12 protein-coding genes and 1 pseudogene are annotated in these 15910 nt (G+C 72.1%); 3 read left to right on the top strand and 10 right to left on the bottom strand.

Translation table 11 applies throughout. The features are described 5' to 3' along the window. Positions 1–243: 243 nt before the first annotated feature. The 8 genes and pseudogenes from MKW14_RS19890 to MKW14_RS19855 all read right to left on the bottom strand — a co-directional run. Positions 244–1587 (bottom strand): annotated as a pseudogene (locus MKW14_RS19890) (NtaA/DmoA family FMN-dependent monooxygenase); the annotation flags it as partial. Then, positions 1584–2669: an LLM class flavin-dependent oxidoreductase gene (locus MKW14_RS19885; RefSeq protein ID WP_240864087.1), complete on the bottom strand. Its 1086-nt coding sequence runs from the start codon at positions 2667–2669 to the stop codon at positions 1584–1586. The pseudogene MKW14_RS19890 and the gene MKW14_RS19885, both read right to left, overlap by 4 nt. Before the next feature lie 96 nt (positions 2670–2765). Next, positions 2766–4559 carry an FAD/NAD(P)-binding protein gene (locus MKW14_RS19880; protein WP_240864085.1) on the bottom strand — a complete coding sequence of 598 codons (1794 nt, stop codon included), beginning with the start codon at positions 4557–4559 and terminating at the stop codon, positions 2766–2768. Between the two features lie 417 nt (positions 4560–4976). Then, a complete protein-coding gene (locus tag MKW14_RS19875; protein ID WP_240864083.1) occupies positions 4977–5573 on the bottom strand; it encodes a GTP-binding protein in 597 nt (198 codons plus the stop codon). Next, positions 5557–5895, bottom strand: coding sequence for a DUF742 domain-containing protein (locus MKW14_RS19870; protein ID WP_240864081.1), 339 nt, complete (start codon positions 5893–5895; stop codon positions 5557–5559). Before MKW14_RS19870 ends, MKW14_RS19875 begins: the two co-directional genes overlap by 17 nt. Before the next feature lie 14 nt (positions 5896–5909). Beyond that, positions 5910–6338 carry a roadblock/LC7 domain-containing protein gene (locus tag MKW14_RS19865; RefSeq protein ID WP_208785709.1) on the bottom strand — a complete coding sequence of 143 codons (429 nt, stop codon included), beginning with the start codon at positions 6336–6338 and terminating at the stop codon, positions 5910–5912. Continuing rightward, positions 6335–8665 (bottom strand): sensor histidine kinase, encoded by a 2331-nt coding sequence (locus MKW14_RS19860; protein ID WP_240864079.1) that lies wholly within the window; start codon positions 8663–8665, stop codon positions 6335–6337. Before MKW14_RS19860 ends, MKW14_RS19865 begins: the two co-directional genes overlap by 4 nt. Before the next feature lie 189 nt (positions 8666–8854). Next, the gene (locus tag MKW14_RS19855) at positions 8855–10033 is read right to left on the bottom strand and encodes a DUF5685 family protein (protein ID WP_240864076.1); all 1179 of its coding nucleotides are present in this window, start codon (positions 10031–10033) and stop codon (positions 8855–8857) included. A gap of 309 nt (positions 10034–10342) precedes the next feature. Between MKW14_RS19855 and MKW14_RS19850 the strand changes: the two genes are divergently transcribed. After that, entirely contained in the window at positions 10343–10783 is a 441-nt protein-coding gene (locus MKW14_RS19850; protein WP_240864075.1) for a cell division protein SepF, read from the top strand. Between the two features lie 149 nt (positions 10784–10932). Here MKW14_RS19850 and MKW14_RS19845 read toward each other — a convergent pair whose 3' ends face one another. Continuing rightward, positions 10933–12537 (bottom strand): MFS transporter, encoded by a 1605-nt coding sequence (locus MKW14_RS19845; protein WP_240864073.1) that lies wholly within the window; start codon positions 12535–12537, stop codon positions 10933–10935. A 260-nt stretch (positions 12538–12797) separates the two neighbouring features. Between MKW14_RS19845 and MKW14_RS19840 the strand changes: the two genes are divergently transcribed. Further along, on the top strand, positions 12798–14075 hold the full coding sequence (locus MKW14_RS19840) for a mannosyltransferase family protein (RefSeq protein ID WP_240864071.1): 1278 nt from the start codon (positions 12798–12800) through the stop codon (positions 14073–14075). A 237-nt stretch (positions 14076–14312) separates the two neighbouring features. Continuing rightward, a complete protein-coding gene (locus MKW14_RS19835; protein WP_240864070.1) occupies positions 14313–15332 on the top strand; it encodes a phosphatase PAP2 family protein in 1020 nt (339 codons plus the stop codon). 97 nt (positions 15333–15429) lie between these two features. On the opposite strand, the gene MKW14_RS19830 is transcribed toward MKW14_RS19835, so the two are convergent. Then, complete coding sequence (locus MKW14_RS19830) at positions 15430–15645, bottom strand: I78 family peptidase inhibitor (RefSeq protein WP_240864068.1); 216 nt, start codon at positions 15643–15645, stop codon at positions 15430–15432. Between the last annotated feature and the right edge of the window lie 265 nt (positions 15646–15910).

The raw sequence follows: 15910 nt of genomic DNA, 5'->3' as shown, positions 1-15910 counted from the left end.
AGGGCGCCTTTCGGCCGTCAACCTGTGAACGAACCATGCGTTTTGGCCAGGCACGCCCTGGTTCGGCGCGGCCGTGGCCTCGCTGCCCAGGAGGCGGCGCGTTGCGGCACCGAGGTCGAAGTCCCGTGCTCCTCACGCCTCTTCGCGCCCCGACACGACCCGCCGCCGCTCACCGCACCGAGCGCCACGTCCACGTCTGTCGTCCGGATTCGACGGATGTCCGGAAGTCGACCGTCCGGATCGCCCTCGATCCTCTGGGCGTTCCAGCCCGAGATGGGAGCGGAGCGTCGAACCCCGGTACTCCGTGCGGAACACCCCGCGCTCCTGGAGCAGCGGCACCACCCGGTCCACGAACTCGTCCAGTCCGCCCGGGGTGAGATGCGGCAGGAGGATGAAGCCGTCGGCGGCATCCCGCCGCACGAACTCCTCCAGCTCGGCGGCGACCGCGTCCGGGGTCCCGATGAAGGACTGCCGGGCGCCCGCCTCGATCACGGTCTCCCGGATCGACAGTCCCTTCTCCTTGGAGAGGGCACGCCATTTCTCGGCGATCACGACCGTGTCGCCGCGCCGAGTCCGCCCCTGGGTGATCACCGAGTCGGCCACCGGGTCGATCTCGGGGAGTGGCCCGTCGGGGTCGTACGCCGACAGGTCGACGCCCCAGATCTGCTCCAGGGCGAGGATCGCGTTCTGCGGGGAGACCTGCTGCCGCCGGATCTCGGTGGCCCTCTCCTGCGCCTCGGCGGCGGTGTCGCCGAGGACGACACCGACGCCGGGCATGATCTTCAAGTCCCCCGGTTCCCGGCCGTACTTGGCCAGGCGGCGCTTCACATCGGCGTAGAAGGCACGCCCCGCCTCCAGCGAACCGTACCGAGTGCCGTGCCGTCCCGGGGGACAACCCCCGGACCCCCAGCCGGAAAAGACCACGTCGGCAGTGGCGGCGGCGAACTCCCGCCCCTCGCCCGAGTCCCCCGCCTGGATGACGACCGGATGCCCCTGCGGCGAGCGCGGCACGGTGAACTCGCCCGCGATGTCGAAGTGCCGCCCGCGGTGGGCGAACGGCCGGCTGACGCCGTCCGGCGTCCACGAGTCCCACAGCGTCCGGGCCACCTCGACGAACTCGGCGGCCCGCGTATACCGCTCGGCCCGGTCGAGGAAGCCGCCGCGGCGGAAGTTCTCGCCGGTGAAGGCGTCGGAGGAGGTCACCACGTTCCAGCCGGCCCGGCCGCCGCTGAGGTGGTCCAACGTGGCGAATCTGCGGGCGAGTTCGTAGGGCTCGTTGAAGGTGGCGTTGACGGTGGCGGCGAGCCCGAGGCGCTCGGTCACCCCCGCGAGGGCGCCCAGCACGGTGAGCGACTCGGGGCGTCCCACCACGTCCAGGTCGTGGATGCGGTCCTTGTGCTCGCGCGGTCTCAGTCCCTCGGCGAGGAAGAAGAAGTCGAACAGGCCGCGTTCGGCGGTGCGGGCGAGGTGCTCGAAGGACGAGAGGTCGATCTGCGACCGCGACCGCGGATCCGCCCGCACGGTGGTGTTGTCGACGCCGGGGAAGTGGGCCGCCAGATGGATCTCCTTGCGAGACCGTACGGTCATGACGCTGACGCTCCCCCTGTCACGGCGTACCGGTTGGCGGGCCTGGCCAGGCCCAGGTGCTCCCGGAGCGTGCTGCCCGGATAGAAGGTGCGGAACAGCCCGCGGTGCTGGAGCAGCGCCACCGTGCCGTTGACGAGCCGCTCCAGGTCACGGCGCGGTTCGACGGGCGTGAGGTGGAAGCCGTCGACGACACCGTCGGTGTGCCAGGCGGCGACCAGTTCGGCGAGGTCCACCGGACCGCCGCGGTACAGCGGGCCCTGCGCGGTCTGCCGAGGGCCGCCTCCGCCATGCCCCGGCTCGGCCGCGTGCTCCCCGTCCCCGAGGTCGACGAGCAGGCTCGCGAGGACGCGCAGGGTGTCGGGATCGCGCCCGGACTCGGCGGCCGCGGCGCGCAGTTGATCGCGTACGGCGGCGGCCTGCGCGGCGCTCGCGGCGCGTACGAGGACCACGTCGGCGTACCGGGCCGCGGTGCGCCGGGCCTGCCCTTCGGTCGCGTCGACCACACGGACGGGATGGCCCTGCGGGGGGCGCGGCACGATCGAGGGGCCCCTCACGGAGAAGCCGGCGCCCTCGAAGTCGATGTGGTGCAGCTTGTCGCGGTCGATGAAGCGGCCGGTGGCCACGTCCCGTATCTCGGCGTCGTCCTCCCAGCTGTCCCACAACCTGGCGGCCACGTCGGCCACTTCGCCGGCCTCGCGCCACAGCTCCTCGGCGGGAGCGGCGTGCCGGCGGCCGAAGAGACGGGCCTCGCCCTCGGTGGCCGACACGTCGATCCGCCAGCCGGCCCGGCCCCGGCTGACCCAGTCGAGGGTGGCGACGGCGGCCTGGACGTGGAAGGGCTCGGTGTGCGTGGTGGTGACGGTGGGGACCAGGCCGACGCGGCTGGTGGCGGGCGCGACCCGGGACAGGACGGCGAGCGCGTCGGGTCCGGGCCGGGCGAAGGTGTCGCCGAGCGTCACGAAGTCCAGCCCGCCCCGCTCGGCGAGCCGCGCCAGCTCGACGTACGGACCGGCGTCGAACACCGTCGGCTGATCGAGAGCGGCGGCCAGGTGCAACCGCCCCCGGCCGTGCGATGAGGTCATGTAAAGGAGCCTTTCGGAGAACCCTGAGAGGAGGGACCCACATGTGCGCGCAGGGATGACACCCGGGACGTCACGCCGCCGAGGAGGAGCCGGCCGTCACGCCGCCGCCCGGGAGCCCAGTTCGGCCAGGAAGCGCAGCGCCGCCCGGGCCGTCGCGTCGTTCTGGCGGAACGCGGGTCCGCCCGTGCGCGGGCGGGTGAAGGCGCCCGGGGTGCGGCCGTCGGTGTAGGGGCCGAGCGCGAAGCGCCGGGGGTGCGGTCGCCCGGCGCGGTCGAGGATCCGTCCGTCGCCGGGATCGACCCGCAGCAGCCCGTCCGCCGTCTCGGCGGCCCCGTCGGCCTGCAGCTCGCGCAGCAGCGTGTCCCGCGCCCGCCCGACGGTGGGCTCCGGCAGCCGCGCCTCGACCAGCGCCCGCGCCTCGACGACGGCGCCCGGCACGGTGGCACTGGCCGCCCGGAACACCCCGTCCTCCGCGGTGACGGTCATGTCGGCGCCCAGAAACTTCAGTACCCCGGCCCGGGAGAGCGCCAGCATCTGCCGCAGCCGGGGCCCGGGCGGACCGGAGGCCAGATAGCTGAAGAACCCGTGCCACCAGGGCCCGATGTCACCGAGCCGGATCAGCTGCCCGTAGACGGACAGCAGCGCCAGGAAGACGGACAGGTCGGGGCTGTACCGCGGGTCGTGACGTCTGCTCAGGTCCTGCTCGACATATCCGCGCAGCCCCTCCTGGAACTCCTCCAGCGACCCGTACCGCACCCCCTCCAGGGGCCGGTCGAGCGCGGCGAGGTCCAGCCGGTCGGCGGGATCGGGCACGGCGGCCGCGACCAGCGCCTGGATCTCCGCGCCGCTCCCGGCCGCGTACTTCTCCTCGAAGTCGGCCCAGGACATCGCGGCCCGCTCGGGATGCACGGTGAACAGCCGGTGGTAGTGGGCGAACCCCAACTCCTTCTCCACCAGCGGCCACACGTCCCGCCGAAAGTCGAACCCGCCCGGCCGCGCGAGCAGTTCGCCGACCTCGCCGGGCCCGAAGAACCGCGGCAGCGGCGGCCGTTCACCGCTCCAGTCGTAGCCGATCTTGGAGTGGTACGGCACCCCGCGCCGCGATCCGACGTACAGCAGCGGTTCCCGCCCGGACGGCACATAGGTGTCGCCCTCGTACCGCCCGCCCCGCCCCTCGGTGAGCAGCACCATCAGGTCGACGAAGGCCAGCCCGAACCCGCGGACCAGGACCGGTTCGCCGGGTTCGAGCGCGGAGAGATCGCTGTCGGCGGTGAAGTCGGGCGGCAGGTGCACCAGCCCGTGTTCCCGCGCGTAGTCGGCCAACTCGCGTTGCTGTTCGTCGAGTTCCGCGTCGAGATGGCCGATGGCCAGCACCACCAGGTCGGCCGGGAGGGGGCTGGAGAGGCCCTCCAGCCACACCTGCTGGCGTCCCTCGCGCGGACCGCCGATCCGCAGGGCTCGCCGCGGGTGGTGATGGACGGTCACGTCCGGGGGCAGCGCGGCGACGGCCTGTTCGTGCACCCAGCGCAGATAGGAGCCCTGCAGCTGCCGGTCCGCGAATACGGCGCCGTCGATGCCGGCCCACTCGTGCAGTGTGGGGCCCTCGCGCACCGGGCCCTCCATGGCCACCGTCTCGTCGGTGAACATGGTGACGTCCTCGGCGTGCGAGTTCATCCACAGCAGCGGCGACTGCGCGGCGCGCCAGATCCGTCCGGCGCCGGGCGGATGCGGGTCGACGAGATGGATGTCCAGGCCCGAACCGCCGTACAGTTCGGGGGCGTTGGCGGCGATCCGCTCGATCAGACCGGTCCCCCGCGGCCCGGCCCCCACGATCACCAGGGAGTGCCGCGCGGGCTCGGCGGGGAATGCGACAAGGGTGTCGGAGGACATGCGAAGGCTCCGCGACGTAGGTGGAACACGGTGGTGCCTTCACACGATGCGCGGCAGGGCGCAGTACGGCCGAGCCCCTCAGCAGGACCGTCCGTCGACTCTACGGGGCCGTTTCCCGTCACTGTCAAGGCCGTCCAGCATATGAGCCGCACGTCTCATCTCAGTTGACGCGGAACCGGATGCCTGTTCCACTTGCTCCATGCATCCACAGCAGTGGCTGGTCAAGCGCTCCCACATCGACTTCGGTCGCGTGTGGTCCTGTTCCTGTTGAGCCGACCGCCCTGCCCGGCGCCCCTCGTCTCCTCCCTCCGCCTTCACACGCACACCCCTCCCCTCGTGCTTTTCACGGTCGGCCGCTGACACGTTCGTGCTTCTCACGGCCGGCCGCCAACACCTCGTGTTCTTCGCGGCCGGCCGCTAACGCACCATCGTGGCCCGCCTCCTGGGCGTGGCCCGGACCCCGATCACCCGATCCATCAGAGCGCCCAGCACATCGCGCACGGAAGAACGCTCCCGTGCGTCGCACTCCAGCACCGGCACGTCACCGCCCAGCCCCAGTGCCTCGCGCACTTCCTCCAGTTCGAACCGCTCCGCCCCGTCGAAGCGGTTCACGGCCAGCACGAACGGCGCTCCCTGCGACTCGAAGTAGTCCACCGCCGGGAAACACTCCTCGATGCGCCGGGTGTCCGCGAGGACGACCGTCCCCAGGGCGCCCTCCACCAGGTCGTCCCAGAGGAACGAGAAGCGGTCCTGCCCGGGCGTCCCGAACAGGTACAGGGCGATCGTCGGGTCCAGGGTGATCCGTCCGAAGTCCAGGGCCACCGTGGTGGTCGTCTTCGACTCGACCCCGTCCAGCGAGTCGACGCCCACCGAGACCTGGGTGATCGCGGCCTCCGTGTCCAGCGGCTCGATCTCCGAGATCGCCCCGATGAACGTGGTCTTCCCGACCCCGAGTCCCCCGCTCACCACGATCTTCACGGCGAGGGGCACGGTCCTGTCAGAGCGCCCGGACATGGTCCCTGATCCTTTCCAGCGTCTGGAGCGGCAGCTCCGCGGGTTGCCGGCAGGTCAGCTGACCCGCGACGACGAGGTCGGACACGAGCACCTTGGCCACGCCGAGCGGCACGCCGACCCGTGACGCCACCTCCGCGACCGTCGTCGGCTGCTCGCACACCGCGACGATGTGCCGCCGTTCAAAGGTCAGCGTCTCGTCGGGCGCACCGACGGCCACGACCAGCGTCTCCAGCCGAAGGTCCGCCCGGAGCGGCTCGGCCCGGCCGCCGGTGATGATGAACGGCCGGACGAAGGTCGCGTCCTCAACCGGTTCTACGTCCATGGGGAGTTCGCCGTTCACCGCGGCAACGCCTGCCGCAGATCGGCGATGAGGGTGGGCGTGAGCAGATCACCCGCCCGCTCCGCGAGCACCGCCATCTCATAGCCGACCAGGCCCAGTTCACCGCTGCTGTCGGCGAGCACCCCGAGACAGCTGCCGTCCCGGATCGCGGAGACGAGCAGGAATCCGCGGCCCATCTCGATCATGATGAGCTTGACCCCGTCGAAGCCGTACCGCTTGGACGCGCTGCGCGCCAGGCTGCTCAGCCCCGACACGATCGCCGCGAGATGGTCGGCCTCGGTCCGCCCGAGCCCGTCGGACACGGCGATCAGCAGTCCGTCGGAGGAGACGGCGACCGCGTCCCGTACCCCGTCGGTGCTCCGGACGAAGTTGGCGAGCAGCCAGTTGAAGGTCTGCGAGTCGTTGTGGGCGTCCACGGTGGTCATTCGGCGTCACCCTCACCCTGTTCGGCGGACCGCTGCCGGTCCTGCTTCTTCTCCTTCTCCACGCTGATCCCGCCCCGCATATGGGCGCTGCGCAGGGTGGAGAGCATCCCGGAGATCTCCTCGGGGCTCCGGTCGGCGGCCGGCCCGGCGGGCGCCGGCCGCCGCGGCCGGTCCGTCTCGCTGACGGCGTCCGCGATCGCGCTGCGCCGGGGCCGCTTGACGAGCCCGTTGCGGGTACGGGCGGCGGAGGTGCCGCCCTTCACGCCGGCGCCGCGGCCCTCGTCCCGGTTCTCGTTCCTTTTCTGGTCCACGCTCTTCGGCTTCGCTTCCGCCGCCACGGTGACCGGCTCGGCGGCCGGCATCTCCGTCTCCTTGCGCGGTGCGGGCAGCACCGCCTTGTCCGGCGTCTTGTCCGCCCCCTTCTTGCGCGGGGCCTCCGTGAGCAGGGAGGTCGGGATCAGCACCCGGGCGACCACGCCGGCCGCCGGCGCCTCCCCGAGCCGTACCTCGATGCCGCACTTGCGGGCGAGGGCGCCGACCACGAAGTGACCGAGGAACCGGGTGGGTTCGGCCATGAAGCTCGCGGTGCCGGACAGCCGTACGTTGGCCTCGGCGAGCGCCTGGGCGTCCATGCCGAACCCGTGGTCGACGATCGCGACCAGGTATCCGGCGCTGGTGCGCCGGCCCTCGACCTCGACGTCGGAGTCGGGTGGCGAGAAGCTGAGCGCGTTCTCGACCAGCTCGGCGAGCAGATGGGCGACTTCGGCGACGACGGAGCCGGTGATGTGCGCGGGCTCGATCCGCCGCAGGGTGACCCGGCGGTACTCCTCGACCTCGGAGAGCGCGGCGCGCAGTACGTCGGTGAGGGCGAGCGGGGTGGCCCAGGGGCGGGGGCTGGACTCGCCGGCGAGCACCAACAGGCTCTCGGCGTTGCGGCGCATCCGGGTGGCGAGGTGGTCGAGTTCGAAGAGGTTGCCCAGGGTGGCCGGGTCGGCGTCCTCGTGCTCCAGCTTGTTGATGAAGCTGATCTGCCGGCGGACCAGGTTCTGGTTGCGGCGGCCCAGGCTGACCAGGGAGTCGGTGGCGTTGCGGCGCAGCACGGCCTGTTCGGTGGCGAGGTCGAAGGCGGCGCGCTGGACGCGGTCGAAGGCCTCGGCCACCTCGCGCACCTCGGCGCCCGCCCTGCCGGGGAGGGTCAGTGGGGCGGGTGGTTCGGGAGTGTCCCCGGATTCGGCGTTCTGTACGGCGGCGACGGCGCGCGGCAGTCGTTGGCCGGCCATCTCCCGGGCCTGCTGGGCGAGTTCGACGAGCGGCGCGGAGACGGACCGTACACAGTCGAGGGCGAGGGCGCCGAGGGCCGCGACGGTGCCGAGGGCGAGCAGCGCGAACAGCAGCAGGTCGCGCTGGGCGGCGCTCTCCAGCTCGGCGGCGCGGTTCTCGACGTCGGTGCCGAGCGAGACCTGCACCTGGCGCAGTCCGTTGATGGTGGAGGTCGTCGCGTCCCACCAGGCCATCGGCGGAATGGCGCGGGAGCCGAGCCGTCCGCCGCCGTGCACCGCGGTGCTCTCGTACGCCAGCATGCGCTCGGCGTCCGGGGTGGTCAGGGCCGCGTCCAGGCGCCGTTCCTGGTCGGCGGTGGCCGAGCGCGGGAACGCGGCGAGGGCGGCGAGCCGGCCGGCCCGGATCTGCAGGAATCGGCTGTAGTCCTCGCCGTGGAACGTCCCGCCGCGCACCGAGCCGAGCACGATGGCGCGCTCCTCGCCGGTGAACTCCTTGGCGTTGCCGAGGGTCTGCAGCGACTGGTAGGCGTCGCGCAGGGTGCCGTCATGGACCTCGTCGAGGCCGAGGTCGAGCCGGTCGAGGACGGTGATGGTGGTGGTGAAGTAGTCGAAGGTGTCCTTCACGACGCCGGTGTGGTCGTCCGCGTGCCCGCGGATGCCGGCGAATCCGTCGAGCCGTCCGAGCGACTCGCGCACGGAGTCGGCGGCGCGGTCGCCACGGCCCTTCAGCGCCTTGTCGAGCGCGGTGCGGGCGGTGTCGGTGGCCTCGCGCTGGGCGGGCAGCTTGGCCCTGAACTGCCAGACGCCGCCGACGTATCCGGTGGTGAGGCCGCGTTCCTTCTGCAGCTCGTGGACGAGGCCCTGGAGGGTGATCTCCAGGCGTGCGTTGTCCTCGGTGGCGGATGCGTTGCGGTAGGCGGAGATCTGCTCGGCGGCGGCGAGCCCGAGCAGCGCCAGCAGGACGGCCAGGGCGAGGATCAGGATCCTCAGCAGTCTGGTGCGGATGCTGGTGGTCGCTCGGGATGTGACGCTTGCTGTGACGTCCACGGAAATGCCTTATATGAGGGGCCGGTCGGGAGAGAGGAAGAAACTGTTCTGCCCCCGCCCAACGACCCTCACGAGGCGACGGTCACCGGATCATGTTTTTGTTTTACGTCCCGGAAACAGGATCTCCGGAAAACACCAGGTGGCCGCCGGATCCCGCGCAACCCGTATACGCCACGGTCGGTAGCCGGTTCAGCAACCGCAGTCACAGCCGCAGTCACAGCAGTCGCATCCGTCGCACTCCCCGCAGCACTGGCAGCAGTTGCAGCAGTCCGCGCAGTCCCCGCAGTCGGAGCACTCCGCGTCCCGGCACAGTCCGTCCCTGCGCTCACGGCTCCACGGGTCCTCGTACTCGCCGCAGCACACCTGGCAGGTGCAGGCGAGCCCCGCCCACACCGCGCACCCCGCGAGCAGTCCGCGCCGGTCGCGCCGGGGCGGCTCGGGCGGCGGCCCGCCGGGAGAGCCGGGCGGCGCGTACGGTCCCGCGAGCGTGGGCGTCGAGCGGTGCGCGCAGGACGCCGTACCGAAGGCGCGGTCGACGGAGGCGCGCAGTTCGTGCACGAGCAGCCGGTGCGCGAGCTTCCCGTCAGCGAACTCCACCTCCCGCAGCGCGAGCCGGATCCCGTGCAGCGCGTCCTCCGCGAGCCGTCGCGCCTCGGTGAGCGGGGTCCCGGTCGCGGTGAGCGGGTTCCAGGCACCCGACGCGGCGTCAGCTGCCCTGTCCTCCACGGCGTCCAGCAGATGCGCGAGCCGCCCGAACAGCCGCCCGGCCTCGGCGAGCGGCTCGGCGTTGCGGGGCCTGCCTGCGAGAACGGCCGTGTGGGCGAAGGCCGCGGCGGTCGCGGTCTCGGTCGGCTCGGTGACCGTGAGCACCGGAGTGCCCGGTCCGGCGAGCGCCTCGATGCCGAGCTGCCGGTCGACGGCGTCCACCAGCACGGCCGTGTCGAAGCCGACGTCGGCTCCCGTACGGGCCCCCGCCGCGCCCCAGCTCGCGGCGACCCGGCGGGCCGCGAGCGCCACCGGCCTTCGCGCCAGCAACCCGTCGCCGTCGGCGACATGGTCGCGCACCTTGGCCGAGGCGAGCACCAGGGAGACGGCGGCCGCGAGCCGCGCGCCCTCGCCCCGGGCGACGGAGGCGGTGCGCATCCCGCGCAAGGGGCACGGGCCCGCCGTACGCCGCCAGGCGCCCGCCTTTTCCGCCTGAGCCTCCGTCAGAACGGATATGAGGAGCCCGTCGTAGTTGGTGACGACCCGAGCGAACTGTCCGTGGTCCCCGCGCAGCGCGAGACACAGTCCGCACAAGTGCGCCATCCACTGGGACTTGAGATTCTCACCGAGCCGATGAGTGCAGGGTCTGACGATTCCGAACATGGTGATCCCCCGTGACGCGTGTGACTTCCCTGGCCGTTGGCGCGGCGCTGAGCTGCCGCATCGTATCGATCGCCCTTCACCCGGACGCACCGTCCATCACCCGTACGCCGCGAAGAATCATATTTCACTCACAGTCAGCAGCCGCATACATCAAGACCCTTGGGGCACCCGGGCTCTCGACGTATTCGCTGTGCACCAGTACCGTCACAAACCCCCCGCGCGGCGTCTATCCACTTGGCGCGACGTCCGCATCATGGATGACCATAGGGATGCGGAAAGCAAGAAAGACCGCTGTGAGAGGAGGCGTCCATGGGATCGGTACGCAAAGCGAGTGCCTGGCTCGGCCTCGTCGACGACAACGACGACGAGCGTTACTACGACGACGACTACTCAGAAGGGACCGAGCAGCCCGGGGATGCCTGGGTCACCGACCCGCGGGTCAAGGTGGCCTCGGACGTCGCCGAGGAGAAGGGCCGCCGCATCGGCACGGTGACCCCGGACAGCTTCCGGGACGCGCGCGCCATCGGCGAGCTGTTCCGTGAGGGCGTCCCGGTGATCGTGAACCTCACGGCCATGGAGGCAACCGACGCCAAGCGTGTCGTCGACTTCGCGGCCGGGCTGACCTTCGGCCTGCGCGGCACCATCGAGCGGGTCGCCAACCGGGTCTTCCTGCTGACCCCGGCGAACACCGAGATCGTCAGCGGCGAGCCGGCCGCGCGCCGCGAGAACGGTTTCTACAACCAGAGCTGAGGCAGGGCCGCTCACCGGCCCTGCCCCCGCGCGGGGTTCACCGGAAGGCGTCCAGCCCGGTGAGCGCCTTGCCCAGCACGAGCTGGTGCATCTCGACGGTGCCCTCGTACGCCAGCACCGACTCTCACTCACGTGAAGAAGCGGACGGCCTACGCGGAGACGCGGGACTGAGCGACCTCCCGGGGCGCCGGCAGCTCCACCGGTGCCGTGACCTCCGCGCACTGCATGACCCGCGGCAGCCGCAGCGCCATCACCGCGCCCAGCAGCAACAGGCCCGCGCTGACCAGCAGCGTCACATGCAGTCCGTGCACGAAGGAGTCCCGGGCCGCGCGGCGCAGGGCGACGCCGACCGGGCCGCCGAGACGACCGGCGACGTCGTACGCCTCGCCCAGCGAGTGCGCCGCGGAGGCCGACGCCGAGGCGGGGACACCGGGAACGGAGGACAGGCCGGGGGCGTACGCCGCGTTCATGACGCTGCCGAGCAGCGCGATCCCGATCCCCGCGCCCAGCTGGTACGAGGTCTCCCCGACGGCCGCCGCACCACCGGCCTGGGCCGGCGGGGCCTCGCTCAGCATCGACTCGTACGCCCCGAAGAGCGTCGTCTCCAGCCCGAAGCCGAGCAGGACGAAGCCGAACAGCAGCAGGCCCGGGTTGTCGGCGGCGCCCATCACCGTCAACAGCAGCACCGCCCCGGCCGTCACACAGAACCCGAAGCACACCATCCGGCGCGGCCCGAACCTGTGCAGCATCCGCGCCCCGGCGAGCCCCGCGGCCATCGCCGCGAAGGTCAGCGGCAGCAGCCGCAGCCCCGTCTGGAGCGGCGACAGCTCCAGCACCAGCTGCAGATACTGCGCCGCGATCAGCTCCAGGCCCACCAGCGCGAGCATCGCCAGCACGATGCAGCCCACCGACGTGCTGAACGCCGGACGGGCGAACATGCCGAGGTCGACCAGCGGATGCGCGCGCCGGCGTTGCCGCCGTACGAAGAACACCAGCAGCACCGCGCCCACCACCAGCGGGGCCAGGGTGAACGGGCTGGCCGCCGGCTCGCCGCCGCCGAGCCGCTTCACCCCGAACACGACCCCGAAGAGCCCGGCGGCGGCCATCAGCGCGCCCACCACGTCCCAGGGCCCGTCGCCCGAACCCCGCGACTCCGGCAGCAGCATCCGCCCCACCGGCAGGCTGACCAGCATCAGCGGGATGTTGACGAGGAAGACCGAGCCCCACCAGAAGTGCTCGAGGAGGAAGCCGCCGAGCAGCGGTCCGACCGCCGCGCCGACCGCGGCGACCGCGCTCCACACGCCGATCGCCAGCGCCCGTTCCCGCCGGTCGGGGAAGACCTGGCGCAGGATCGACAGCGTGGCCGGCATGATCATCGCGCCGCCGACGCCGAGCAGCGCCCGGGCGAGGATGAGGACCTGCGGGTCCCGGGCGAGCGCCGCCAGGCCGGAGGCGATGCCGAAGAGGCCGTAGCCGAGGAGCAGGATCCGTCTGCGGCCGACCCGGTCGCCCAGCGTGCCGAAGAGGATCAGCAGCGAGGCGCAGACGAGGGGGTAGACGTCGACGATCCAGAGCAGCTCTATCGCGCCGGGCCTGAGGTCCTCGGTGACCGCGGGGACCGCGACGTGCAGCACGGTCGCGTCCACGGCGACCAGCAGCAGGCTCACACAGAGCACGACGAGGACGACCCAGCGGTTGGCACCGGCCCCGGCCGCCCGACGGCGCAGCGCTGCGGCCGTGGTCGTCCCGGACATGTACGTACCTCCCAGATGCTTCCTCGCTTCCGGCGGGCATCACGGGGTGGGGACTCCCCGTGATCTCGGCCGGGGAGGAGCGGCTGTCCCCGGCCCGCGCAACGAAGGCGAGTGACTCGTCAGCGTACGCGAGTTCCCGCCACGTTCACGTGGCGGACCTCTCAGAGGCGTGCGGAACTGGTGTGGCGTACGCCACTCCCCTCCCCTGGGAGCACGCGGCGCCGGGTCCGCCGGTTCCGGCCGCGTCGATAATCGAGCCCGTGACGGATCTTGCGACGCGCCCCGCGCCACCCGCCGGCCGGGTCCTGCGCCGCGCGGCCCCGGCCCTCCTCGGGTACGCGGCCGTGCGCGCGCTGGGCCTGCTCGTGCTGACCGTGTGGAGCGGGGCGCGCGGCAAGAGCGCGTACACACTGCTGACGGCCCGCTGGGACTCGCTGTGGTACACGCGGGTCGCCGAGCTCGGTTACGGCTACGAGGTGCGGCTGCCGAACGGCGACGTGCACTCCAACCTGGCCTTCTTCCCGCTGCTGCCCTGGCTGGAGCGGCTGCTGCACGCGTTCACGCCCCTGTCGTACGCCGGCGCGGGTTTCGCCGTCAGCCTGCTCGCCTCTCTCGCGGCGGCCTGGGGGATCTTCGAGATCGCGGAGCTGGTGCACGGCCGCAGGGCCGCGGTGTGCGCCGTGCTGCTGTGGGCCGTGCTGCCCGTGGGGATCGTGCAGTCGATGGCGTACAGCGAGTCGCTGTTCACGGCGCTCGCCGCGTGGGCGCTGTACGCGGTGCTGACCGGCCGCTGGCTGACGGCGGGCGCGCTGGCCGCGCTGGCGGGGCTGACCCGGCCGGTCGGGCTGGCCGTCGTGGCGGCGGTGTGGGTCGCCGGCATTGCCTCTGTCGCGGGCATTACCTCTTTCAGGCGAGACCGGAGCGCGCCGGACGCGGACGGCGCCCGCGCGGACGCTCATGCCCCTGTGCCGCCCGCAGAGGGGTCCAGGGAGCGCGTCCCGCCCCTGGGGGGCGCCGGAACGCTTCCGCGCGCCCCTACGGCCGTACGGCGCGTCCTGGCGCTTCTCCTCGCCCCGCTGGGCGCCGCCGGCTACGTCCTGTGGGTCGGCCACCGCACCGGCAGGGGTCCGCTGGGCTATCTGGACGTCCAGGCGGGCTGGCGCAACGGCTTCGACGGGGGCGTCGCCTTCGCCCGCTTCGTCGCCGGCAGGTTCACGTCGTTCCCGTCGGCCCTCGCGGGCATCGGGATCGTCGTCGGGGTCGGGCTCGTGGTGTGGCTGTACGTCGTCTGCGTGCGGCAGCGCCAGCCGCTTCCGCTGCTGGTGTACGCGGGCGTGGTGACCGCGCTCGCGCTGTGCGCCTCGAGCTACTTCGGCTCGAAGCCGCGCCTGCTGCTGCCCGCCTTCCCGCTGCTGCTGCCGCTCGCCGTCGCCCTGGCCCGGGCGCGTACGTCCAGGTCGGCGCTGGTGGTGGGCGGTGTCGCGGTGGCGTCGGCCGTGTACGGAGCGTTCTGGCTGAACGGCTCCGGTCCGCCCTGATCGACCCTGGCGGCGCGTGAGCGTCCAGGTAAATCCCGGCCAGCATTCGGTAAACGAATTCATACGCCGCAGAAAACCGGTTCGCGGCATGATCAAAGGAAATGAAGGACCCGCCGGGCAGCCATTGCGGATTCGTTGGAAATAAACCCCCCGTTGAGAGGAATCCCACATCACATCGTCATCACAAAGCCGCTGACGAGACGGAGAACTTACCTCACTCGCTGTAACGTCGATTGGGTGCGTACCGAACGAAACCTCACCCGTCGTCTGGACCGGGTGTTCGCCAGACTGGACCGGGAGCCGGAACGACCGGCGAACCTCGATGTCCCGAGGATGAGCCGGCACCGGGTGGCGCTGCTGACCGGCACCCTGGCGTTCTACCTGGCGATCGTGTGGGCCGTGGTGACCACCTCCTGGCTGGTCCGCCTGGACTGGCAGGTCATGTTCTTCCGGCCGTACCAGCAGTGGCAGGGGATCCACTGGTTCGTGGACTACTACGTGGTCCTCGGCCAGCGCGGCCCGACCGCCGTGATGGTCGCGGCCTGGCTGGGCTGGCGCTCCTGGCGGCAGCACACGCTGCGTCCGCTGCTGACGCTGGGCACCGTGCTGCTGCTGCTGAACATCTCCGTGGGCGCCGCCAAGCTCGGCATGGGCCGCCTGGGACCGCACTACGCGACCACGATCGGCTCGAACGAGATGGGTCTGGGCGGCGATATATTTCCCAGCGGTCACACCGCGAACGCCGTGGTGACCTGGGGAATCCTGGCCTACCTCGCCTCCACGCCGAGGGCCCGCCGCTGGCTGTCGGCGATCTCCGCCGTGACCTCGCTGGGCGTCGGGATGGCCACCGTCTACCTGGGTACGCACTGGCTGAGCGACGTCCTGCTGGGCTGGGCGGCCGGTCTGCTGGTCCTGCTCGCCCTGCCCTGGTGCGAACCGCTCATCGCCCGCGCCGAGGTCGAGCTGTTCGACCTGCGCGACCGCTGGCGGGCCCGCAAGGCCGCCACGGCCCCCGCACCCACCCCGGCCCCGGCGGGCTCGCCGGTGCTGCTCACGCCGCGTACGACGGCTCAGGACGAGGCCTCGCACGAGCCGGCGGCCCGCTCGCCCCGGGCGCCCGTCTATCTCGCCCCCGGCCCGCACACGGCCCGCTCCGAGCGCACTCCGGTGACCCCGGTGGGCAGCCGGCGGCCACCGCACCCCGACCGCGTCTCCCGCGGCGCACCCGCCTCGGCCCGCCCCGTGGCGGGCGGCTGAGCGGCCCCAGGACAGCGGGGTCCGGTACGCACAACCCACACCCCGCACGACGAAGGCTCCGGCCCCCTCATCGAGGGACCGGGGCCTTCGTGCCGTGTCAGCCCTTCCAGGCCCGTACCACCAGGCCGTCCTTCACCTCGAAGTTCAGCCGGCCCTGGCGGTACTCCATCGTGATGATCGCCCCCGGCGGCAGGGAGCGGACCGTGGACCAGCCGCGCTCCCGCGCGCGCCGCTCGGCGCCTGCCTGGTCGAGGCCGACATACGCGTCCGGACTGTCCTCGGGCTCCGCCTGCGGAGTGGGAATCGGTGCCATGCCGCCACGCTAGGGCCTGCCCCCGGCCCGCGGAACCCCGGACCGTCACGACGGGTCCCACGTGCCCCTCGGGTCACACTTCTGTCACAGGATCACGACGCGTGTTTCGGCGGCGCCGAGTCACCCGTACGGGCGGTTCCGTACGCCTTCCGCAGTCAATCGAACGTAATTCCCGCGTGTCGCCCGGACTGGTCCAATAGCCCGGCGGAAAGTGCCGTGAGAACGGCCCCCGGTCGCCGCCGGATTCGATTCCGGGCCGATTCCG

This window comes from Streptomyces gilvus, from assembly GCF_022513565.1.
GTDB classification, from domain to species: Bacteria; Actinomycetota; Actinomycetes; order Streptomycetales; family Streptomycetaceae; genus Streptomyces; species Streptomyces gilvus.
This window is presented reverse-complemented; position numbering and strand designations above follow the sequence as displayed.